The following is a 19,741-nucleotide window of genomic DNA, read 5'->3' as shown; positions in this document are numbered from 1 at the left end:
CCCTCGTTTCCAAGGGTTGTCCCGGCTTTATGGGTAGGTTACCCACGCGTTACTCACCCGTCCGCCACTAAAAACTTCTCTAAGTAAACTTATTGAAATTCTCCGTTCGACTTGCATGTGTTAGGCACGCCGCCAGCGTTCGTCCTGAGCCAGGATCAAACTCTCCAAAAAAAGTTATTTCACTTCAATGAAGAAGATGATTCGCTCATGATTTCTTTTGAAACTCTTTCGAGTTTCTCTCATTGGCTGTCCTTGTTGTTTAGTTTTCAAAGACCATCATTTTCTTTGGCTGTTTAAGGCCAGAGTTGTATCTTAGCATTTTCAACTCTCGTTGTCAATAGCTAATTTCTTAACCTTGAGTCAGATGCATAGAGTAGTAACTCTTGCCTTTCTGATTTACCAAGTGCGTTTGAGGCACCCAGTCATAATACCATTTTCATGATATGCTGTCAACGACTATTTTAACTCCTATTGCTCTCAAATATTCACCTCAATGGAGCAAAGTCATTATAATATCATAGATACTTACGTGCCCGTCAATATGGTGTTTCAAGATTAAAGAACTCTATTTCTAGGTCCTTTCATTTCAAGGGGTTTGGATACCGTACTATATTGTAGCATTTGCATTTATATCATTTTTATACTCTGAATAAATTCCGCATTAATAAGTTCGTTACCTTTTTTCGTTTCTACTTCAAGCCAATTTTCATTGACACCTATTATTATTCCCTTGACAGTAGTTCCAAAAGTCCCTGTGGATATCAGACATTTCTTGCCGATGTACTTTTTGATGAGCTCGTTAGTCATTATATCTACACCTTTCCTCTTCCTGATTTTTAACAGTACCGCCTTATGCACCGCACGTTGCTGTGGCAAAATGATAAAAAATATTATGAACAATGGCAAGTAGATTGCAATCCATGACCCTGCGTTCAATAGACCTCATCCTTCACATTAAATAGAATAATAATAGATTAAATGCCATCGACCCAACTAACCAAATACTCGGTATCTGGTGGTGTACTGATGCTTCCGATATCCCTGATCTGCCATTTTCCACTGATACCTTGTTCTTTGGCAGTCAGTTCAAAATGACACATGGCAATACCCATATCGACTCTTTGCAAATCGTGAGCCATAAATTTAGCATAGCCCTTAGTGTGTTGGAGAAAGAAATGACTCTTATTAGTATCCTTCACAAACCTCCACGGTTGCTTATTGGAAGCTGAGGGTGCAAGTCGAAGCATTTCCAGAGGGGTTTCGTATTTCCCAGCCGCCGACTTAGACAAATGATGCCCAAAATCACTATTGAAGAAAAGCTCGCTCCATCCTTTTCTGTTCTTTGATCCGGCAGTAAATCTCATAGCAGAATCGATCAAACTCTTTCTATTGCTAGGATAACCAATCGGCGAGATACATGGCAAGATCTCATGATCTTTTTGCTCAATCGCTTTAGCAAATTCACTTTTCTTAAAAGTACCTCCAAGCCAACAAGTACCTAACCCCAAGGATGTAGCATATAAAACAACCTTCTCAAAGGAATATCCAAAATCCTCCAAATCTCTGTCAGCCTTTTCAACTGCGGCAACAACATAGGTCGATGCACCTTTTATCACCCCATAAGTCCCTAGCTTTACGCTCGATTCTTTACGAGCAAGATCACTTTCAATGAGCTCAAATCTTACATTTCCTCCAAATGGACCCCTGGAGGTTAAAAAAAATCCACGCAACTTATCCTGAATCTCAGGCGTTAATGGTTGCTCTAAATAAGTCCGGACAGAAATTCTTTTTTTAACTATTTCTGTGATCGATGATCCAAATAGTAGTTCATCCGACATACCAAAACCTCCAAGACTTTTATTTAACACCAACCACTATCTTTGTAAGCACCTGTTTACGATACCCATTTCTAGGTTGCAAAGGAAATGCTTCTAGCACACTATTATAGCAAATACTGGAGATTATAAAAGTTCTTTTACATAATGACTCTTTTCACAATCTACGCCCGGAAACTTAAACTCTCTAAACACTTACTATATTTGTTTATCAAAGTTGTAAGTGTTTAGAGAAAAATAGACCCCGGCTTAATACCGAAGTCATCTAGAGAATTATAATTACCTATGAATTTTCGAGATTAGAACTAAGATACTGGAGGAGTAGCTTTCTTCTCAGACTTCTTCTTCATTTTCTCCTTGTTCCTAGGACTTTTGTCTCCCATGAAAAATACCTCCAATCTCACATTAACCCTAGTATTGCAGGTAAAACATTTTTCCATACATAATCTGTGCCTATTCTCGGCATTAGGGTATAAACCACATATCCAGGGGTTAAATCTTATCCCCCCTACATAAGGTTCCTTCAAAAAAACTTCTTAAACCTTTATGCTAAAGTTTTCATCAGCACCTTTACCCTCTAAGCATTGATGATTTGTCGCTGGTTAATTATTCATCGTTTCTAGCTTGCCACTTAGTGAGTAAGCTAACAATCCCTAATACAATAAATAATACGATTGAAAACACAAATAAAATCATCGCACTATTATCCCCAGTTGAAATTGGTTTTTTCAAAGAATCCATGTTGAGATAAGCAACTGTTCCAGCCACGAATGCTGCCCCCCCAATACCAAGGGCAATTCTTCTACCTATATTCTCATTTCTATTTTTAGGTCTAGGTCCAACGTAGGAATTATTCCATATTATTCGAGTCAAATAATAAGTCATACACCCTAGCATAATAACGAAAACATTCATGGGATACTGAAGCCAGCGGAAACCAAACCCACTGAGCCCAATGTCAATCAAAAGAAGGTAAAAAAGTAACATAAACGCTTGATTCCCAACCATGTTTCGTTTTTGAACTTGCATTTCATCTAAGTTAGTTCTACTCATCTTCATCTTCCTCCCAAAATAGTTGATCGAGGGTTTTCCCTAATACTTTGCAGATAGAAACGCACAACTTAATAGATGGATTATAATCCCCTTTTTCAATGGCATTAATAGTCTGCCGAGTTACTCCCGTGGCATCTGCCAGATCTTTTTGTGACATGTCTTTAGCCGCCCTTGAAGATTTCAACTTCAAATTTTTGCTCATTCCAACACCTCAAGTATAATAGTAATACGTATTTATCTTTTTGTCAATTATATCATACATTTTGTATTATTAATTTGCCACAGTAAAAGGCAGCAAAAGCAGCAACAACAAAAAAAGAGCAAAAAACTCCTAGATGCTTATATCTAGGAGTCACTAAAACCTCCGCTAATTACCACATGGCAATATGCCCATCCGCTCTTGGCTCAGTGCCTCCGGCTAATATCCCATCTGCGGTTCTCCAGATGATTTGACCGCGTCCAAAACTGGATGTATCCATCGACCATTTTATGTCATGTCCCCTGCGGACAAGTTCCTGAGCAATATGCTCTGGGAAAGAGTGTTCAATCTCAATGGTTTTCCCATTAATCCATTGCCAACGAGGTGCATCAAGGCTTGCTTGAGGATTCATATGATAATCAAGAGTGTTCATGACAACCTGGACATGTCCTTGAGGTTGCATAAATCCTCCCATAACTCCGAAGGGGCCAACTGGAAGGCTATCTTTTGTTAAGAATCCGGGAATGATAGTATGGTAAGGCCTTTTACCCGGTTGAAGACAATTAGCGTGGTTGGGATCCAGGGAAAAATTATTCCCGCGATTGTGAAGGCTAATCCCCGTCTCTGGGACGACCAATCCTGAACCAAATCCCTTATAGTTGCTTTGAATAAACGAAACCATATTTCCCTCCCCATCTGCAGTTGCCAAATAAACCGTCCCCCCTTTCGGCGGGTTTCCAGGTTCGGGCTGAAGAGCTCTTTCTCCAATTAGCTTTCGGCGATCCGCAGCATATCCTTCCGAAAGAAGACCTTCAATATTTAATGACATCTGAGATGGATCAGCTATGTATTTCTTCCCGTCAGCAAATGCCAACTTTAGGGCCTCGATTTGAAGATGATAGGAATTTGCACACTCTTTCATCTCAAAATCAAACCCTTTTAAAATATTTAAAGCCATCAACGCGACTAATCCATGTCCGTTAGGAGGAATCTCCCATACGTCATAGCCACGATAATTTACGGAGATCGGGTTTACCCATTCAGGCTTGTAAGCAGCTAAATCTACTTTCCTCAGAAAACCGTTGTGACGTTGAGAAAATTGAACGATCTTATCAGCTATGTCTCCATGGTAAAACGATTGAGCCTTTGTTTCAGCAATCGATTGTAACGTTCGGGCCTGATCCGCAGACCTCCAGAGCTCCCCAATTTTTGGAGCACGCCCTTGAGGAGCAAACGTTCGAAACCAGTTCTCAAACTGCTCGCCTTTAAGCTTATGAACATATCGGTCAAAGGAGATCTCCCAATTCCTTCCTACCGTCGGAGAAATGGGGTAACCTTCTTCCGCATACTTTATGGCAGGTGCCATCACCTCAGTTAGGGGAAGCTTACCAAAACGGGCTGATAATTCGGCCCAAGCTGCTGGCGCTCCCGGAACGGTGACAGGGAACCATCCATAAGCAGGCATTTCTTGACACCCGGCATTTTTTAAAGTCTGCATGGTGAGCTGTTGAGGTGCAGGACCACTAGAATTAAGCCCATAAAGTTGACCCTTTGTCCATACTAAGGCAAAGGCATCTCCTCCAATTCCGTTCGAGGTCGGCTCCAAAACCGTCAGGCATACGGCAGCAGCAATCGCTGCATCTATCGCATTTCCGCCTTTTCTCAAGACAGATAACCCAGCTTCAGCTGCAAGAGGCTGGGCAGAGGCTACCATACCGTTTTTGGCGTAAGCAGTCATTCGGCGGGACGCATAAGGATTATGAAGTGTGTTAAAGTCGAGCATTAAGATCCCCCTTCTAATTAGTTATTAATCACACTCTGCTATTATGGTTAATAACTGGACAAATACTTAATTCTTTATATTATAATAATGTTAAAATAGCAATATTGAAAAGCAAAACTCTTTTTAATTTAGCTTTGATTTGTCATACTTTTGACACATATCCTGGCTATAATTCAGTCATAAGGTTAAATTAACTAATCAAAAGGAGCGAAACAATCATGAGAAAAATGAAAACTTACATTGCAGCCGCCACAATTGTAGGGCTTTTAGGGGTGACAGGAACTGCTTTTGCAGCAGTAATCGGTCAGACGCCTGCAGAAATTACAGCAGGATTAACTTCTAAAACTGTCGAACAGGTCACGGCAGAAAGAGCAACAGGAAAGACATACGCTACTATAGCAGATGAAGCAGGTAAGTTAGACGAGTTCAAAGCACAAACTCTTGAGCAAAAGAAAGCAATCCTTGACCAAAGAGTAGCAGCCGGCAACCTTACTCAGGAACAAGCGGACGCTATTTATAACTCACTGAAGACAAATCAAGCCACCTGCGACGGAACAGGCAGTGCAGCAATTGGAAAAAGTACGGGAGCCGGATTTGGTCTGGGGCAGGGCCAAGGAGTGGGTCAGGGTATGGGGCGAAAAGGGAATAATTCAGGTCAACGCACTGGAGGGGGCTTTGGGGGCGGAATGGGCAGTGGAGCCTGCGTGAACTTCTAAGCAGGGTTTAAAATGAAAAATACAGCTAGGAAACTATCATGTTTCCTAGCTGTATTTAATTTAGATCATACTTCATTAACCAACCAAAGAAAATCATTGCTTTTCTTCTATCTACTTTCATAAGTGAAATGAAATATCTATGCCTTCATATTTAAAAAACTTAGTTAAAATGGTTTTTTATATGATATTGAGGTGAAAATATGGTAGTGTAGAGGGAGAGTTTTCCCCTTTTAGTGTTAGCTTAATATGATTAAAATACACAGGAAATGTTGTGACAAGAGTGCAAAGATTGGAACCGGCGTTATGAAGTCATATAATGCATACCCTATTGATGAGGAGCATCAAGGTCTTACGATTGAGGTCTACCTAAAACAGGTTCAGAAGTATTCAGGAAGAAAGATTCAGAAGCTAACCCGACTAAAAGGAATCTTGCTTAACAAAAAGCCCGTTTTCTTACAGAAGAAGGTTAAAACGGGAGATATTTTACGAGTACTGTCCCTTGAAGACTCGTCCTACGGAGTTGAACCGGAGTCAGGTCCAATTGAAGTCTTGTACGAGGATAGTTATCTAATAGTATTGAATAAGCCCTCTGGTCTATTGGTACATCCTGCGGGCCAAACTTCCCGGGGTACGTTAAGCAATTACCTTGCCCATTACTATCAACAGCAGGGAGCAATCTGCACAGTTCGTCCAATACACCGCCTGGACAGAGAAACTTCAGGGTGTGTTGTATTTGCCAAAGACAGCCATACCCAAGCCTTATTAGATGGCTTGCTGAAAGAAGGAATTCTAAAGCGCACTTACCAAGCCGTGGTTCATGGTCTTATGGATCCTCCAGCCGGAACCATCAATGCCCCAATCGGCTCACACCCTACCAAGCCGAACCGGCGCGCGGTAAATCCCAAAGGGGACCAAGCTGTTACCCATTACAAAACGATTCGGAGCTTTTCTGAAGCTTCACTGTTAGAACTAACTCTAGCCACCGGCAGGACTCATCAAATCCGTGTTCATTTAACTCACGTTGGGCATCCAATTATCGGAGACAGGATGTATGGAAAAGGCTCGCCATTCATAACGGGTCAAGCTTTACACGCCTCATTTTTACACTTCCCACACCCGGTTGAGGAGCGTGAAATTGCAGTTGAAGCTCCATTTCCAGCAGATTTTTTACGAGTACTAGAAAATCACTTCAGTTGTAACCACGAACCAGATAGTTAAAGTTAATCACTCCAAAAATAGGGATAATCTCATTTTTCATAAACAACCCCCCCATTACCACGTCATTAATGGGGGGGTTGTTGTAACTCCTGATAATTTGCAGATCATTTACCCTCCACTGGAAGGACTGAGTAATGCCAACTCATCGCCATCCTTTAGTAGCACAGAAAAACGCTTTTTACCATTGATGTGTTGTTTATTGACAAACATAATTGCCTGACTCAGCCGATGTTCAGAGATGTTTGGACAGCTTTGCATGACCTGATTTAACACCTGCTTTACTGTGCCTTCTTTTACAATCAGCTGCCTTATATTACAGTCAACACAAATCAACCCAAAAAACTTAACAGTAATCATATACTATAGCCTTCCAAACCTAACTTTTTCAGTCTGCGTCTTGTTGGCACACCCTGTTCATCCCAGCCTCTGATTTTGTAGTAATCTTTAATCATTACATCCAATTTCACCTTACTGTCAGCGTCATCTGCCCTTTGAAGTTCACTTATAAGTCTCTTGGGGAGGGTATCGTCACTACTCTTCAAACCTTGTCTAATATTGATAATTCTTTCCAGGTTGTAACCCCGTTCTCCGGTTTTGATAAATCTTCCGATAGTTGTTTCAAAGCCTGTCACTGATTTAATTGAATAAGGATGCGGCAGTATACCCTTTACGTTAAAACTCATTAACCAAGAATGGTTATGCAAAAAGGCCACTAACCAACCAAAAGAAGGTATAACTTTGTTAATAAACCTCACAAGAATATTATTGGGATTTTTTATCAGTGCCCGTGGTAATAACGAGTAAGTGGTAAATAAACACGTTCCACCAGCTGATACTGCTTCCATGAGATCTTGAAAGAAAATCGTATAGGCAGCTTTTCCCTTGGAGATCCTCCCGCTAACATTCAGCCCCAGTCCTTCAAGCACAACAAGGTAACCGCCATTTAAGTGACAACCTCCTCTGTTTGCTGTTGCATACCCAAGTCCCATCCCCTGTGCAGCCCGAGGTTCATATGCGGCAATCTCCAGACCTTTGACATTCATCGCAAAGTCATTGCCGCCATATTTATCTGCAATACGTCTTGTTCCTTCTGCCAATACATCACCAATTCCTTGCCGAGTTGCAACTTTTTTAACTAATTCCTCCAGACCTATACAGTCGCCAAAGTTCAAGCCACTATTCCATAAGCCTTTTTCATTGAGTTCCATTGCAAAACCAACACTGCTCCCAAAACTAATGGTATCCATTCCATACTCGTCGCATAGATGATTGAGGTTTAAGATACTTTGCATATCATTGTTAAGCAAATTGCTGCCTAATAACCCCATTGTCTCCAACTCAGGTCCTTTAACATTTTTCCCATAGGCTTTGACCACCCTGCCACATTGAATTGGGCAAGTAACACAGCCCTTATTTTTTATTGTAAAATCTTGTCTTAATGTTTCACCATTAATCTTTTCAAAATCCTTATAATTGCCCCTTGAATAATTCTTAGTAGCAAGTTGATTGCGAAAATTCATCATACTTACAAGCGACGCAGTTCCCAGCTTTGGCAACTGTTCCCCAGTAAGTAGATGTGATTTAAGCTTTTTAATCCAATTCAGGTTGTGTTTTTTTAAATTATCCCTGTCGTAAATTCTTATGTTGTCTGTTCCACTCGCAATAATACCTTTAAGATTTTTGAAACCAAAAACAGCGCCAACTCCCCCACGCCCCGCAGCCCGCTCCTCGCTGATAACAGCTGCATACCTCACCATGTTTTCGCCGGCTATACCAATGACGAATTTACCTATGTTTTTTCCACCCAACAAATCTTGTACTTCGCTTGTATTTTTTCCCCATAAATGTTCAGCATTTTTAATGGATATATCTTCATTCCGGATATCGATATATACCTTTCCCTTACTTTTTCCGCAAATGACCAATCCATCATAACCCGCACGCCGGAGATGTAATCCAAAGCTTCCGCCACAATTTGAGGAAACTAAAAGACCTGTTAAAGGGGAAATTGTGGACACATTAAACCTGGATGAACACGGTGATGTTGAACTTGTAAGAGGGGAAGTGGTGATTACAATAATGTTCTCCTCAGAAAATGCTTCCACCTTGCTCTTGAAAGAATCATAGATAATCTTAGCAGCCAGAGTCTTGCCTCCAAAAAACATTTCTCTGTCTTTATCAGACACGGGATAATCCTCAACTTTGCCACTGCTCAGATTTATCTTAGCAATTTTCTCAGCATAACCAAACATAATTACCTACTCCTTAATAATAAGATAAATTCTCATTATATCCTCTTCATTCATAATCTTTGGCACAGGATAAAGCGGGTTGCTTTCTGCCAAAGCACGTTTTACCATTAAAGGAACATCACTCTCAATAATGCCGTTCACCTTATTGGGAATCCCCATACTTTCATTGAGCTTCTTAATTGCATTAATAAAGTTAACTGATTTTTGTTCACTGTTATCGCCTGGTTCACTTAAACCAACCAAATCGGCAAGCTTAGACAAAGGTTTGTGTACTGACTTGCCATAGTATTCTAAAACATAAGGCAGGATGATAGCATTAGCCAGTCCGTGAGGAACTGAGTAAAATCCACCAAGCGTATGGGCGATCGCATGGACATAACCAACATAGGCTCGTGTAAATGCCAGACCAGCAAAAAACGAAGCCTCTTGCATATTCTTACGCGCAGCAAGGTTTTGGCCGTTGGAATATGCTTCATAAATGTTTTCGAAAATCAACTTTACTGCATTTCTACTATACTGTTTTGTGGCTTTTGTGTTACTCCTGCCGATGTAAGCTTCGACGGCATGTGTCAAAGCATCAATCCCGGTTGTCGAGGTAATATGTGGCGGCAGATTAACCGTAAGCACCGGGTCAAGCACTGCATATTGTGGAATTAGAGCGGTGTCATTGATTGCATACTTTTCATGGGTCCTGTTGTCCGTAATAACTGCCGCAATTGTGGTTTCACTGCCAGTACCGGAGGTTGTTGGAATAGCATATAGAGGAGGGATTTTTTTCAAAACCTTAAATAACCCCTTCATTTGAGGAATGCTCTTTTTCGGTCTTGCTGCACGTGCACCTACACCCTTTGCACAATCAATGGGTGATCCGCCGCCAAAAGCTACTATACCTTTGCAATTGTTTGTATTGTACATCTGTAATGCTTCCTCAATATTATCAATAGTTGGGTTCGGGACAGTTCGATCATATACTATAAAGTCAACGCCCTCATTGCTCAAGCCTTTAAGCAATCCATCCATAAGTCCCAGTGATACAATCATTTTGTCAGTTACTATCAAAACGCTGTCAATACCCTTATTTTTAATTAGCTTTGGCAACTTGTTCAAGCTGTTTTCTCCCTCTATCAACTCTGGCATACGCCAAGGCAACAAGTAAGAAATCCCTTTGAAAACGCATTGATAAATCCTGCAATACAATTGATACATACATATCACCCTCCCCCTCTTAAACATTGAGTCTCCTTAGTCACGTCCAAGATCCTGCCCTTGTTTGAACTCCCACTAATTCTTATGCTTTCGCCTAAAATTTACTTATCTTTTAGTTATTTATCCAAAAATATGATCACTTTTGTTATAATACCATTCTCTACTCCTTTTAGTAGCTTCTATCAGTCGTCCGACCGACCGATAGAAGCTAAATAATTACTTAACCTTTGATAATATTTTAGCAATCCCATCAATTGGAATCGTTTCCTCACCAAGCCTGCACTGAATTGTAAATCCGTCAATTGCAGCCAATATTATATAAGATAATACTCTATAGTCTGTTGAACTTTCTTTTAACACCTTTCTTAACCCATTTTCCAGTGTGATTCTCCATTCTTTATACTTTTCCCTAAAACGTTGATTAAGGGGTTCATTGCTCGTTACTGCATCGCTAATAAGATAAAGATGCAACTTTCCCCTGGTTTCAGCCGTCGATATTCTTTCGAATACCACCCTTAATACTTCCTCCGCTATAAGGTTATGCTCGATATTGTCAATCCAAGATAAAAGCTCTTCGGTAATTTTTTTAAGATGAATATCTGCAATGTCGTAAATAATATCACTCTTATTAGAGTAGTAGTAATATAATGTTCCTTTGCTTATGCCAACTTCTTTGGAGATATCAGCAAGACTGGTATTTTTGACACCTTTCTGGGCAATCAATTTACTAGCTGCCTCAAGTATGCTTTGTCTCGTACTGATTAGTTGACTCCCGGTCTCTTCTTTACTCATTTTTCACCTCATACCATTACCCAACTAACTAAAAACATCTGGGCTTCATTTCGCAGTAAAAAACCCCACAATTCCCCAAAACGGAGGGGAATTGTAGGGTTTAACTATACTTCTCCTCTGCCTTAAAACCTATAATCAGTTCGTTATTCCGTACAACTAGGGGGCGGATAATAGCCTTTGGATTTACAGCCAAAAAATTGGCTACAGCCAATTCGTTAGAGTCCTCAAGTTCTTTCCCAAGTTCCTTGTAGGTTTTGCTTCTCTTATTCAGCAAACTCTGAACGAGAACACCCCCAAGTTTAGCAAGGTCAGTCAGTTCTTCGACGGAGAGAGGGTTTTTCACAATATTGCGGTATTCAAACTTAACATTCTGTTGCAGAAGACCCGCTTCTGCTTTACGGCAAGTCGTTCACTGGGGAAAGCAATAAAATGTCAGCATTTTCTTTTTCCTCCTATGTCTAGGGTATATACCGTCTCTCCAAGAACTTGGATCTTATATTTAGAAGTAGGATGTACCATCAAAATATTTTTTACAACCCAGTTTGGCAAGAGGCGAAAGGGGTGCATCGAATCTTGTTTATGATTATAAGTTTATTATTATGTCCTCAAGAGCACGTTTGGGCACATGATGTATCCCTTGCTGGTCTCTCCAATACTTTATGTCTCCTGATTCGCCTAGCTTGTCTATGACCACCACTTCTTTAGGTTTACCCAGGGCAATCACTGTTAAAATAGCAAAATGGTTAGGCAGATCTAATTCTTGAGCTAGTGCAACACGGTCAATCGAATTAAATTGGCATCCTCCTAAACCTTTTTCGACAGCACCTAACAATATGCTCTGAACAGCAATTCCGTGGTCCCAAAAGAAACCTTTACTAATCCTTTGATCATGAAGCACGACCACGTATGCACTAGGCTGCTCCCCTTCTTGAGGCCCATCCCAGTCCTTAAAATAACCAGCCCATTTTAAGGTTTTAAAAATTCGATTATTAATTTCGGGTGTCTGGGATATTATGTACTTTAGCGCCTGAAGATTCCCCCCCGTTGAAGAAAGCCTTGCAAGATCAACGAGGTCTTTTAAAGTCTCACAGGTTACCTCTATGTCCTGATAAAATCGGCGATAGGTCCGATTTTTTTCAATGAGTTCACGAATCATATTAAATATCCCTCCAAAAAGTTATATCTATCAGCGTAGAAAATTACAGTTGGACCGTCTCTTTGTTCTCAATAATATTATTTCCGTGGCAACCATTACCTTAAATGTCTCATGCCAATAAGATCTTACTTTTTTATTCGGCTTAAGGCCAAATCCAAGGCCTCTTTAACCGTCTGTGCATAATCCAGTTTAATGCTTTTTCTTTCATCTAAATACTCTTCTTCATACGCTATAGTCCTCACTTTTTTAGCCCATCCGCCTGAAGGTTCCAGAATTACAACAGGTTTAAGGTTCAGGTATGCCGCAGATAATTCCCCCAGTGTGCCATTACCTCCACCCACCATTATTAAGGCATCCGAAGAATGAACAAGAATTAAGCTCCGATAATCAAAACTTAATCCTGTATTAATAGGAATGTCAATATATTTATTGGCCCTATCCATCGTATCTCCCGGTAAAATCCCTACTACTAGACCATTAGCCTCTTTGGCTCCTTTAGAAGCACATTCCATCACACCGTTTGTACCACCCGTTAAGAGAATTGCACCTCTAAGAGCAATTTCCCGCCCCATTTCTTGGGCCAATTGTTGCAGTTCAGCAGATATGTCCCCTGATTGCCCGATAACCCCAATGCGTATCAAAATACTCATCCTTTCCGAAAAATGTATAGCCCTTGTATAATATGTCACTGAAAAGTAACATTATGCTAGCGTATTTTCGCCCCGAAAGGTATGAGCCCAAGTTTAGCAAATTTGAAATGCTGAAGCCCAAAAGGTACACCAACAATTGTTATACAAAATAGTGCACCTATAATCAGATGGGCTATGGCAAACTCCCATCCAAAAACGATCAGCCAGATGATATTAAAGATTAATCCGCCAGCTCCAAAATGTCCTAGTTCTATTTCTTTTCCAAAAGGCCATAGTACAAATACCGAAATCTTGAAACATTGGAGGCCAAAGGGTATACCAATGATTGTTATGCACAATAAGGCCCCTGCTAAAAACCATAAAGCTGAAGCAATAATACCTCCAATTAATAGCCAAATAATATTGCCAATTATGTTCATTTACGCCCTCCTTTTATTTAGTCATCACAGTCTGCAGTACAGGTAATCCATAATAAACTAGGGCAATAATAAATACTATGCTAATGGCCAACTTAAATAACTTCTTAAGAATGAAGCCGACAGTAGCGATCACTAAACCTCCAATTAGTATTTCTTGAAATCCTAACCCCCCGAAGAAATTCTCCATAATTCATAACTCTCCTTCTAAAAGTTCTATAATACATTCTATATCACACTCTCCAAAGAAGGAAGACCATATGAAAATACTTAAATGACTGCCATTCATGAAAAGATCAGCACGAATTTAAACCCTTCCCCGTTAAAGGGTAATCCATATTGAGGCATATGAGATTGTTGTTACAGAAATGCGCAACAATGGAGGAAATCGGGATTAAATATAGAATCTAAATATTTAAAAGTTTCCGAACATCCCTTTTTCCGTCAATTACTAAGTTGCTATTTGCTGAAAGGAGTTTAAAGCCTATGTCAAAGCTAGATAATCCGCTAAATATATACAAGTTACTTCCAAAATCAAATTGCAAACTTTGTGGAGTAGCGACCTGCTTGGCGTTTGCCGCTGCTGTAATCAGGGGCGACAAACGTCTCAAAGAATGCCCTCATCTGGAGAACAATACAATCGAAGAACTTGAGGGTAAGATTATCAGACAAATGACTCCTGAAGAGCATCTGAAGCAAGTACTCGTCCCGCTGAAAGAAGAAATTGTCAAAGTAGATTTTTCTGCTTCAGTGAAACGATTGGGAGCTAAGCTTTCAGGCGATAAGATAACAATTAAGTGTCTTGGCAAAGACTTTACAGTTGATTCTAAGGGCACTGTTATATCTGACTGTCATATTAATGTCTGGGTAATTGTACCTTTACTGAACTATATCATCAGAAGTGCGGGAATTGATCCTTCTGAAAAATGGGTTCCTTTTAGGGAGCTTAGCAGCGACACGGTATGGGATTCATTTTTCGAACAAAGGTTTGAAAAACCTTTAAAGCAACTAATAGATAGCTATCCCGATCTTATTGAAGATTTGATTTATATTTTTAACGGAAAGCCAGTAGAAACTAGTTTTACCTCCGATATTTCGCTTGTATTATACCCTTTGCCAAAGATTCCCTTACTTATTTGTTACAAGAAACCAGAAGAGGATCTAGAATCTAAGCTCAATGTTTTTTTCGATAGCACAGCGGGAGACAATCTCCAGATTGATTCAATCTATAGGCTTTGCGTTGGACTTCTGGTAATGTTTCAAAAGATCTCTTCGAGACACATATAGACATAAAACTCCTATTAAATGTTCTTCACAAGCTGTAATTGATTCATCGGAGTTCCGACGTCTAACCTTCCCAATTCAGGTCTGCCAAAGATCCGAGCATTTTCATGCGTTGCCATACCATAGACCTCCAGCCTTGGGATTCCAGACTGAACCATCCAGTCTATCTCATCATACAAGCTCTCAGCGTGAGGCACTTGATAAGCGCCGGCATCTGTGCCAACACCCAGCCGGACGTTTAAACAATAAGCTTCATGGATTTTTGCCAAGTGAGCCTCCAGAATACGTTTCAAAGTATCAACTTCATGTGGGGAGTAACGATCGGATGGATATTTCAGTATATTCCCTATCGGTGACACCGTTGGAACCCAAGCAATGCTCTTTTCTCTCATCCGCTCAAGATCTTTGGTCGTCATATAATATCCGTGTTCAATTGAATCAACTCCAGCTTCAACAGCTAATGAGATTCCCTCTTCCCCACTGGCATGAGCCATGACAAGTATTTGACGTTCATGAGCCGCTTCGACGATCTCCCTTAATTCCTCTACCGTCCACTGATTAGGACCCACCCTCGAAAAATCATCAAACCGAATCAATCCTGTAACGATAACTTTAAGTTGGTCTATGCCTTGGTTGAAGAAATCACTCTCCTTTTCCTGCCATTCCCTAAGGTCTTGAAAGCCCCGACCAAGAAAACGGCCATACATTCCCGCTCGACCCACAGCCTCGTGAACTGATATGACCTTAGGCCCAGACCACAATCCTTCATTAACCTTGTTTTTTGCTTTCCAGGAAAAGCCCGGTAAGTCTCCGCCGTCTCGAATAGCAACAATTCCCATCTCCACATATCGCTGTAAAAACACTTTAATGTTGTCCTCAATCAATAGAGGCTGATCCCAATTTTCTAAGCACTGATAAAAATCCAGGCTGTCTAAAGCTAAATGAACATGGGCATCTAGCCATCCAGGCAAAAGGAAATAGGAGCTCCATAGCAACGACGGTTCAGTGTGACTTTCTAAATGACTTAAAGCCTTCAATGAGTTGACCTTGCCATCCTTCCATTTTAAAAGCACAGGTTGAGAACACATACCCCGTTCATGGCTCCAATACCCTGCGATGATCGTTTCCCCTTCATCGGGAATTTCCAAGATTTTTCGTTCTGAACTGCACGAAATGTACACCCTATTTATCTCCTCTCTATCCTAAGTAGAAGTTATTCTCAATCTTAATCTTTCCTGCCAGATATTTACCTAAAAGAGCAAGAAGCACCCAGTTAAAGGGTTTAGCTTCTTGCTCTTATTTACACCCGGACGCACAGTCTTATTTTAGTTCTTCAATCAATGCCTTAAAGCCGGGCAGTGCTTTCACGATTGTTTCATAAGCAACACAATAGGCAATTCGGACATAACCGGGGCATCCAAATGCAGACCCAGGAACTATGAGAATATTTTTCTTATTAGCCAAACTGCAGAATTCGGCATCGTTTTCAATAGGGGATTTGACAAACATGTAAAATGCACCCTCGGGTTTAATACATTGGTAGCCATAGGACAAGAGCTCCTTATAAAGAAGTTCCCGATTCCTATTATAAGCTTCAAGATCCACCTTTGCATCCAAGCATTTCACAATAACGCGCTGAAATAATGCCGGCGCGTTAACAAAACCTAAGATGCGATTTGCAATATTGGCTGCAGAAATAATATTTTCAAAATCGGCTGCTTGATCTGAAATCATTAGATAGCCTATTCTTTCGCCGGGAAGCGAAAGTGATTTGCTATACGAGTATCCGACGATGGTATTTGCATAATACTTTGACAGGTATGGTACCTCAGCCTGATCGTAAGCAAGCTCTCGATATGGTTCATCGGCAATCAGATATATATCTGTGCCAAATTCCTTTTGCTTCTCTCTCAGTATTTCAGAAAGCTTGATTATAGTTTCTTCCGAATAGATAACCCCTGTTGGATTATTAGGAGAATTGATGATAACCGCTTTGGTTTTAGGGGTAATTTTATCCTTGAATTCTTTAAGATTTGGTTGAAAATCAATCGTATTAGGCGACACTGCAATTAATTCACCATCGAAGTTTTTGACGTAGTTTCTGTACTCTCCGAAAAAAGGGGCAAAAGTAATTACCTCATCCTTTGGATTAAGTAAGGTTTTCAAAATAACATTTAACCCGCCTGCTGCGCCGACGGTCATAAGAATACTGTTGTGGGTAATTGTGGTACCAAATTTATCATTGATAGATTTGGCAATCGCTGCCCTAACTTCTTCATACCCTGAATTATTCATATACCCGTGAATACCTATAACATTTTTATCATTTACAATCTCTAAAATTGCCTTCTTCACTTCTTCAGGCGGTTCAACATTGGGGTTTCCAAGGCTAAAATCGAAAACATTTTCCGCGCCGTAGATTCCTGCTAACCTTTTACCCTCCTCAAACATTGCCCGAATTACAGAACTGTTTTTTACCTGCTCATGCATTTTTTCTGAAATCATACCACTCAAACCTTTCTTCTTTAACTAATATTGGAAATTGTGGATAAGTCGAATATAATTAAATTGAAAAATAAGTTCCCTTCAAGATTTCGATAAAAAATCCGATAATCCTGCCAGCACTATATGATTATTGTCTGCTGAGACTGGGGCTCAAGATTTCTCAGATAAAGCGCTTGCTCTAATATCCTTTATGATTAGCGTTCTTTATGTTTCAAGCCGTGAAAATAATAATAAAAAATCGCTGTGCAAAAAGCCGCCGCAATTTTTACAAGAAGATCCATTGAAGTGTCTTCAAGTCCGCCCTTTACCATGTTCGTATTAAATAAATAATCCCCTATAAACTCGAACATTTCCCATAGAGTGCCTAGGGCAATTGCAACACTAAAAGCAACTATTACTGCAAATAATCTGAATCGTTGCTCGGAAATTTCTTGTCTCTTTTTGAAAATTCCTTCTATCAAATAAAGTGCTATGATAACAGCATAGCTCCCAAATATTGCATGGAGAAATAAATCCCACCACCAAAATATTACATAGAAATTCTTGATTTCCCCCAAGAATTGTGCAAAAAAGATAAATACTAGGGCTATTGTTTGAAAGCCAGAAGGTAGAAGTATGTTTCTTTGATTAGCAATACGGGTAACTATAAAAGGAAAAATAAGACAAACGACAGCGAGCATTGCCAAACTCAAGTTCTTCCATTGTCTAAATGCAATATCTTCAATAGCCGTATATATAAGAATTATCTCAAAAAACAAAGCCATTCCAAGTGACAGAGTACTGTATTGATTATTCATTAGAGCAAGACTCCTTCCGAATGGAATCTCTGGGGAGGCCCTTATCCTGATCTAATTTTCTACTCCAAATGATTCACGCATTAATTGCCAAGCCGCTTTTCGGTAGGTGGCTGTTAAACTTCCCAAGGATGACATAATACAATCTTTGTCTAATAAAATAGCGATTTTTTCTTCTGAAAACAGTGTACCCGCCATCCCCATAATGCTTTCCTGAAAAATTTCAAGGCCATTAGGTAACTGAGTTAGTGCCACACCTGTTCCAACAATCCACCGAATATTACTTAAATCTCTCTCCCCACAATTACCCGAGACACCACTATGTCGTTTTAGAGCAATTGTTATTGCGGCGGAAGTTATCTCAGCGCTAAAGACCATCTGTTCAGGTGTTTCCGGTCTGGATGTAATAAGTTTTTCCCATTCTTCTCCATGATGTTCTACGATTCTATTTTCACCTATCAGCTTTACCAAGGGTAAAGGATTAATAAGAACTCCCAAATCCTCTTCAACCGTTCGTTGGGGCATTAGTCCAGAAGTTAGCGAATACAAGTTTGTCGCTATCGCACCAACATCAAGTACCAGGACTTCTCCAACTTCCTCATAGATCAGTTTAGCAGCTTTCATAATAGCTTCAGTAGCCGGTAAAATCCCGCCCGTAAAAACAATTGGTCCATTCACTTTCATTGTGTGAATTTTCGGCACTGAACTTACAGCATAAAAAGGTATATCCCCTAAACAACCAACAGGTCCGATATCTTTCTCTAAGTCAGTAAGAGCAAATTGTAACCCAGTTCGATAATCCCCATCGTATTCAGTCGTCAGAGAGATCCCTTGCCCTAGTAAAAGTGGATTTTCCGTGTCTAGATTGGCAAATGCTTTCACAACTATTGTATCATCACCAATTTCGGCGACTAATACCTTTTGCATACTCTCTCTCCTCACTTAGGCAACTTATTGGCATCTATTATCCTACCCCAAAAAAGAAAAAGTACCCGAAACGGTTTTTAAACCTGAAATATAGATAAGGTTATTTATGGAAGTTCAACCAACAACTTGTACTATATTTTTAGGTAGTCAGCATGTATACTTCACTGTACGAGGCCTTAAAGATAGTAAGCAACAGGAAAGGGGTAGTACTAGTGAAAAAAAGTATTTTATTAATGACATTAGTTATAATAGCTATTATCGCCTCAGCTTCCGTAACCCAAGCTGCAACATTAAAGGCAGGCTCAACAGGTTCAGAAATCATTATGTTGCAATCAGAGCTCCAATCCTTAAATTACGATGTTGGTCCGGTGGACGGAATTTTCGGAAGTAAAACCAAAGCCGCTGTTCAGGCATTTCAACGTGACAATAATTTATTAGTTGATGGAATTGTCGGTCCACAAACACAAGAAGCCTTGAAAAAAGCAACTATTTCTAATTCAGATGTTTCAAATGCAAGTATTTTAAAAGCAAATACTTCGCCTCAGGAAAAAACTAACCAAATAATAAGTACAGCCAAAAGTTTCTTAGGCGTTCCCTACAAATGGGGAGGCACCACTCCTTCAGGCTTCGACTGCTCTGGCTTTACCCGTTATGTTTTTGCCAGCCAAAATATTTCTTTACCGCGTGTCAGCATTGATCAATATGCAGTAGGAACCCCAGTAGCCTTTAACAATCTTATTCCAGGTGACTTGGTTTTCTTTAACCTTGTCTCAGGAAAGCAAGTAAGTCATGTAGGCATCTATATTGGAGATAATCAATTTATCAGTGCAACCAGCAGTAAGGGAATTGCTATTTATAGCTTTACTCCCTATTGGGCAAATGCCTATGTGGGAGCGAAACGTATCTATTAAACATTCCTCAAATATTTAAAAGCATTATACAGAATTAACTTGCT

The 19,741-nt window shown here is 40.1% G+C and carries 22 protein-coding genes, 1 rRNA gene and 1 pseudogene; 4 read left to right on the top strand and 20 right to left on the bottom strand.

Annotated elements, in window-relative coordinates; translation table 11 throughout:
* The 6 genes from BUB11_RS20985 to BUB11_RS20955 all read right to left on the bottom strand — a co-directional run.
* Positions 1–171, bottom strand: a 16S ribosomal RNA gene (locus tag BUB11_RS20985); the annotation flags it as partial.
* 456 nt (positions 172–627) lie between these two features.
* Positions 628–936, bottom strand: coding sequence for a DUF6897 domain-containing protein (locus BUB11_RS20980; protein ID WP_073031974.1), 309 nt, complete (start codon positions 934–936; stop codon positions 628–630).
* A gap of 38 nt (positions 937–974) precedes the next feature.
* Positions 975–1,838, bottom strand: coding sequence for a nitroreductase family protein (locus tag BUB11_RS20975; protein WP_073031972.1), 864 nt, complete (start codon positions 1,836–1,838; stop codon positions 975–977).
* A 603-nt stretch (positions 1,839–2,441) separates the two neighbouring features.
* A complete protein-coding gene (locus BUB11_RS20965) occupies positions 2,442–2,888 on the bottom strand; it encodes a DUF6773 family protein (protein ID WP_084110441.1) in 447 nt (148 codons plus the stop codon).
* A complete protein-coding gene (locus tag BUB11_RS20960; protein ID WP_073031967.1) occupies positions 2,881–3,090 on the bottom strand; it encodes a helix-turn-helix transcriptional regulator in 210 nt (69 codons plus the stop codon). The genes BUB11_RS20965 and BUB11_RS20960 overlap by 8 nt, the downstream gene beginning before the upstream one ends.
* Positions 3,091–3,259: 169 nt before the next feature.
* Positions 3,260–4,870, bottom strand: coding sequence for a gamma-glutamyltransferase family protein (locus tag BUB11_RS20955; protein WP_073031965.1), 1,611 nt, complete (start codon positions 4,868–4,870; stop codon positions 3,260–3,262).
* 218 nt (positions 4,871–5,088) lie between these two features.
* On the opposite strand from BUB11_RS20955, the gene BUB11_RS20950 reads away from it, so the two are divergent.
* Both BUB11_RS20950 and BUB11_RS20945 read left to right on the top strand, forming a co-directional pair.
* A complete protein-coding gene (locus BUB11_RS20950) occupies positions 5,089–5,586 on the top strand; it encodes a DUF2680 domain-containing protein (RefSeq protein ID WP_073031963.1) in 498 nt (165 codons plus the stop codon).
* A 303-nt stretch (positions 5,587–5,889) separates the two neighbouring features.
* Complete coding sequence (locus BUB11_RS20945) at positions 5,890–6,804, top strand: RluA family pseudouridine synthase (RefSeq protein ID WP_073031983.1); 915 nt, start codon at positions 5,890–5,892, stop codon at positions 6,802–6,804.
* 108 nt (positions 6,805–6,912) lie between these two features.
* Here BUB11_RS20945 and BUB11_RS20940 read toward each other — a convergent pair whose 3' ends face one another.
* The 10 genes and pseudogenes from BUB11_RS20940 to BUB11_RS27910 all read right to left on the bottom strand — a co-directional run bounded on the left by BUB11_RS20940 (position 6,913) and on the right by BUB11_RS27910 (position 13,466).
* Complete coding sequence (locus tag BUB11_RS20940) at positions 6,913–7,161, bottom strand: MoaD/ThiS family protein (protein ID WP_073031962.1); 249 nt, start codon at positions 7,159–7,161, stop codon at positions 6,913–6,915.
* On the bottom strand, positions 7,158–9,056 hold the full coding sequence (locus BUB11_RS20935; protein ID WP_073031960.1) for an aldehyde ferredoxin oxidoreductase family protein: 1,899 nt from the start codon (positions 9,054–9,056) through the stop codon (positions 7,158–7,160). Before BUB11_RS20935 ends, BUB11_RS20940 begins: the two co-directional genes overlap by 4 nt.
* A gap of 6 nt (positions 9,057–9,062) precedes the next feature.
* Positions 9,063–10,163 carry an iron-containing alcohol dehydrogenase gene (locus BUB11_RS20930; protein WP_242947631.1) on the bottom strand — a complete coding sequence of 367 codons (1,101 nt, stop codon included), beginning with the start codon at positions 10,161–10,163 and terminating at the stop codon, positions 9,063–9,065.
* Positions 10,138–10,266: a hypothetical protein gene (locus BUB11_RS28870; RefSeq protein WP_282434030.1), complete on the bottom strand. Its 129-nt coding sequence runs from the start codon at positions 10,264–10,266 to the stop codon at positions 10,138–10,140. The genes BUB11_RS20930 and BUB11_RS28870 overlap by 26 nt, the downstream gene beginning before the upstream one ends.
* 212 nt (positions 10,267–10,478) lie before the next feature.
* Complete coding sequence (locus tag BUB11_RS20925) at positions 10,479–11,054, bottom strand: TetR/AcrR family transcriptional regulator (protein ID WP_073031956.1); 576 nt, start codon at positions 11,052–11,054, stop codon at positions 10,479–10,481.
* 100 nt (positions 11,055–11,154) lie between these two features.
* Positions 11,155–11,451: pseudogene (locus tag BUB11_RS20920) on the bottom strand (arsenate reductase family protein); the annotation flags it as partial.
* Between the two features lie 186 nt (positions 11,452–11,637).
* The gene (locus tag BUB11_RS20915; RefSeq protein WP_073031953.1) at positions 11,638–12,210 is read right to left on the bottom strand and encodes a nitroreductase family protein; all 573 of its coding nucleotides are present in this window, start codon (positions 12,208–12,210) and stop codon (positions 11,638–11,640) included.
* Between the two features lie 125 nt (positions 12,211–12,335).
* Entirely contained in the window at positions 12,336–12,860 is a 525-nt protein-coding gene (locus BUB11_RS20910) for a TIGR00725 family protein (RefSeq protein ID WP_242947629.1), read from the bottom strand.
* 56 nt (positions 12,861–12,916) lie between these two features.
* Positions 12,917–13,279, bottom strand: coding sequence for a YccF domain-containing protein (locus BUB11_RS20905; RefSeq protein ID WP_073031949.1), 363 nt, complete (start codon positions 13,277–13,279; stop codon positions 12,917–12,919).
* Between the two features lie 13 nt (positions 13,280–13,292).
* Positions 13,293–13,466 (bottom strand): hypothetical protein, encoded by a 174-nt coding sequence (locus BUB11_RS27910; protein WP_200797963.1) that lies wholly within the window; start codon positions 13,464–13,466, stop codon positions 13,293–13,295.
* 296 nt (positions 13,467–13,762) lie between these two features.
* Between BUB11_RS27910 and BUB11_RS20900 the strand changes: the two genes are divergently transcribed.
* On the top strand, positions 13,763–14,563 hold the full coding sequence (locus BUB11_RS20900) for a DUF3786 domain-containing protein (RefSeq protein ID WP_073031948.1): 801 nt from the start codon (positions 13,763–13,765) through the stop codon (positions 14,561–14,563).
* Positions 14,564–14,577: 14 nt separating this feature from the next.
* Here the strand turns inward: BUB11_RS20900 and BUB11_RS20895 are convergent, their stop codons facing one another.
* The 4 genes from BUB11_RS20895 to BUB11_RS20880 all read right to left on the bottom strand — a co-directional run bounded on the left by BUB11_RS20895 (position 14,578) and on the right by BUB11_RS20880 (position 18,786).
* On the bottom strand, positions 14,578–15,741 hold the full coding sequence (locus BUB11_RS20895; protein WP_073031946.1) for an amidohydrolase family protein: 1,164 nt from the start codon (positions 15,739–15,741) through the stop codon (positions 14,578–14,580).
* Between the two features lie 139 nt (positions 15,742–15,880).
* Positions 15,881–17,065 carry a pyridoxal phosphate-dependent aminotransferase gene (locus BUB11_RS20890; RefSeq protein WP_073031981.1) on the bottom strand — a complete coding sequence of 395 codons (1,185 nt, stop codon included), beginning with the start codon at positions 17,063–17,065 and terminating at the stop codon, positions 15,881–15,883.
* A gap of 194 nt (positions 17,066–17,259) precedes the next feature.
* On the bottom strand, positions 17,260–17,862 hold the full coding sequence (locus BUB11_RS20885) for a DUF2238 domain-containing protein (RefSeq protein WP_073031945.1): 603 nt from the start codon (positions 17,860–17,862) through the stop codon (positions 17,260–17,262).
* Positions 17,863–17,913: 51 nt separating this feature from the next.
* Entirely contained in the window at positions 17,914–18,786 is an 873-nt protein-coding gene (locus tag BUB11_RS20880) for a glutamate mutase L (RefSeq protein ID WP_073031944.1), read from the bottom strand.
* Between the two features lie 233 nt (positions 18,787–19,019).
* Between BUB11_RS20880 and BUB11_RS20875 the strand changes: the two genes are divergently transcribed.
* A complete protein-coding gene (locus tag BUB11_RS20875; protein WP_073031979.1) occupies positions 19,020–19,697 on the top strand; it encodes a C40 family peptidase in 678 nt (225 codons plus the stop codon).
* Positions 19,698–19,741: the final 44 nt, after the last annotated feature.

Origin of the sequence: Desulfosporosinus lacus DSM 15449 (assembly GCF_900129935.1) — a bacterium.
Lineage (GTDB): Bacteria > Bacillota > Desulfitobacteriia > Desulfitobacteriales > Desulfitobacteriaceae > Desulfosporosinus > Desulfosporosinus lacus.
Note: the sequence above shows the minus strand (reverse complement) of the source record. Positions and strands in the feature narration are given on the sequence as shown.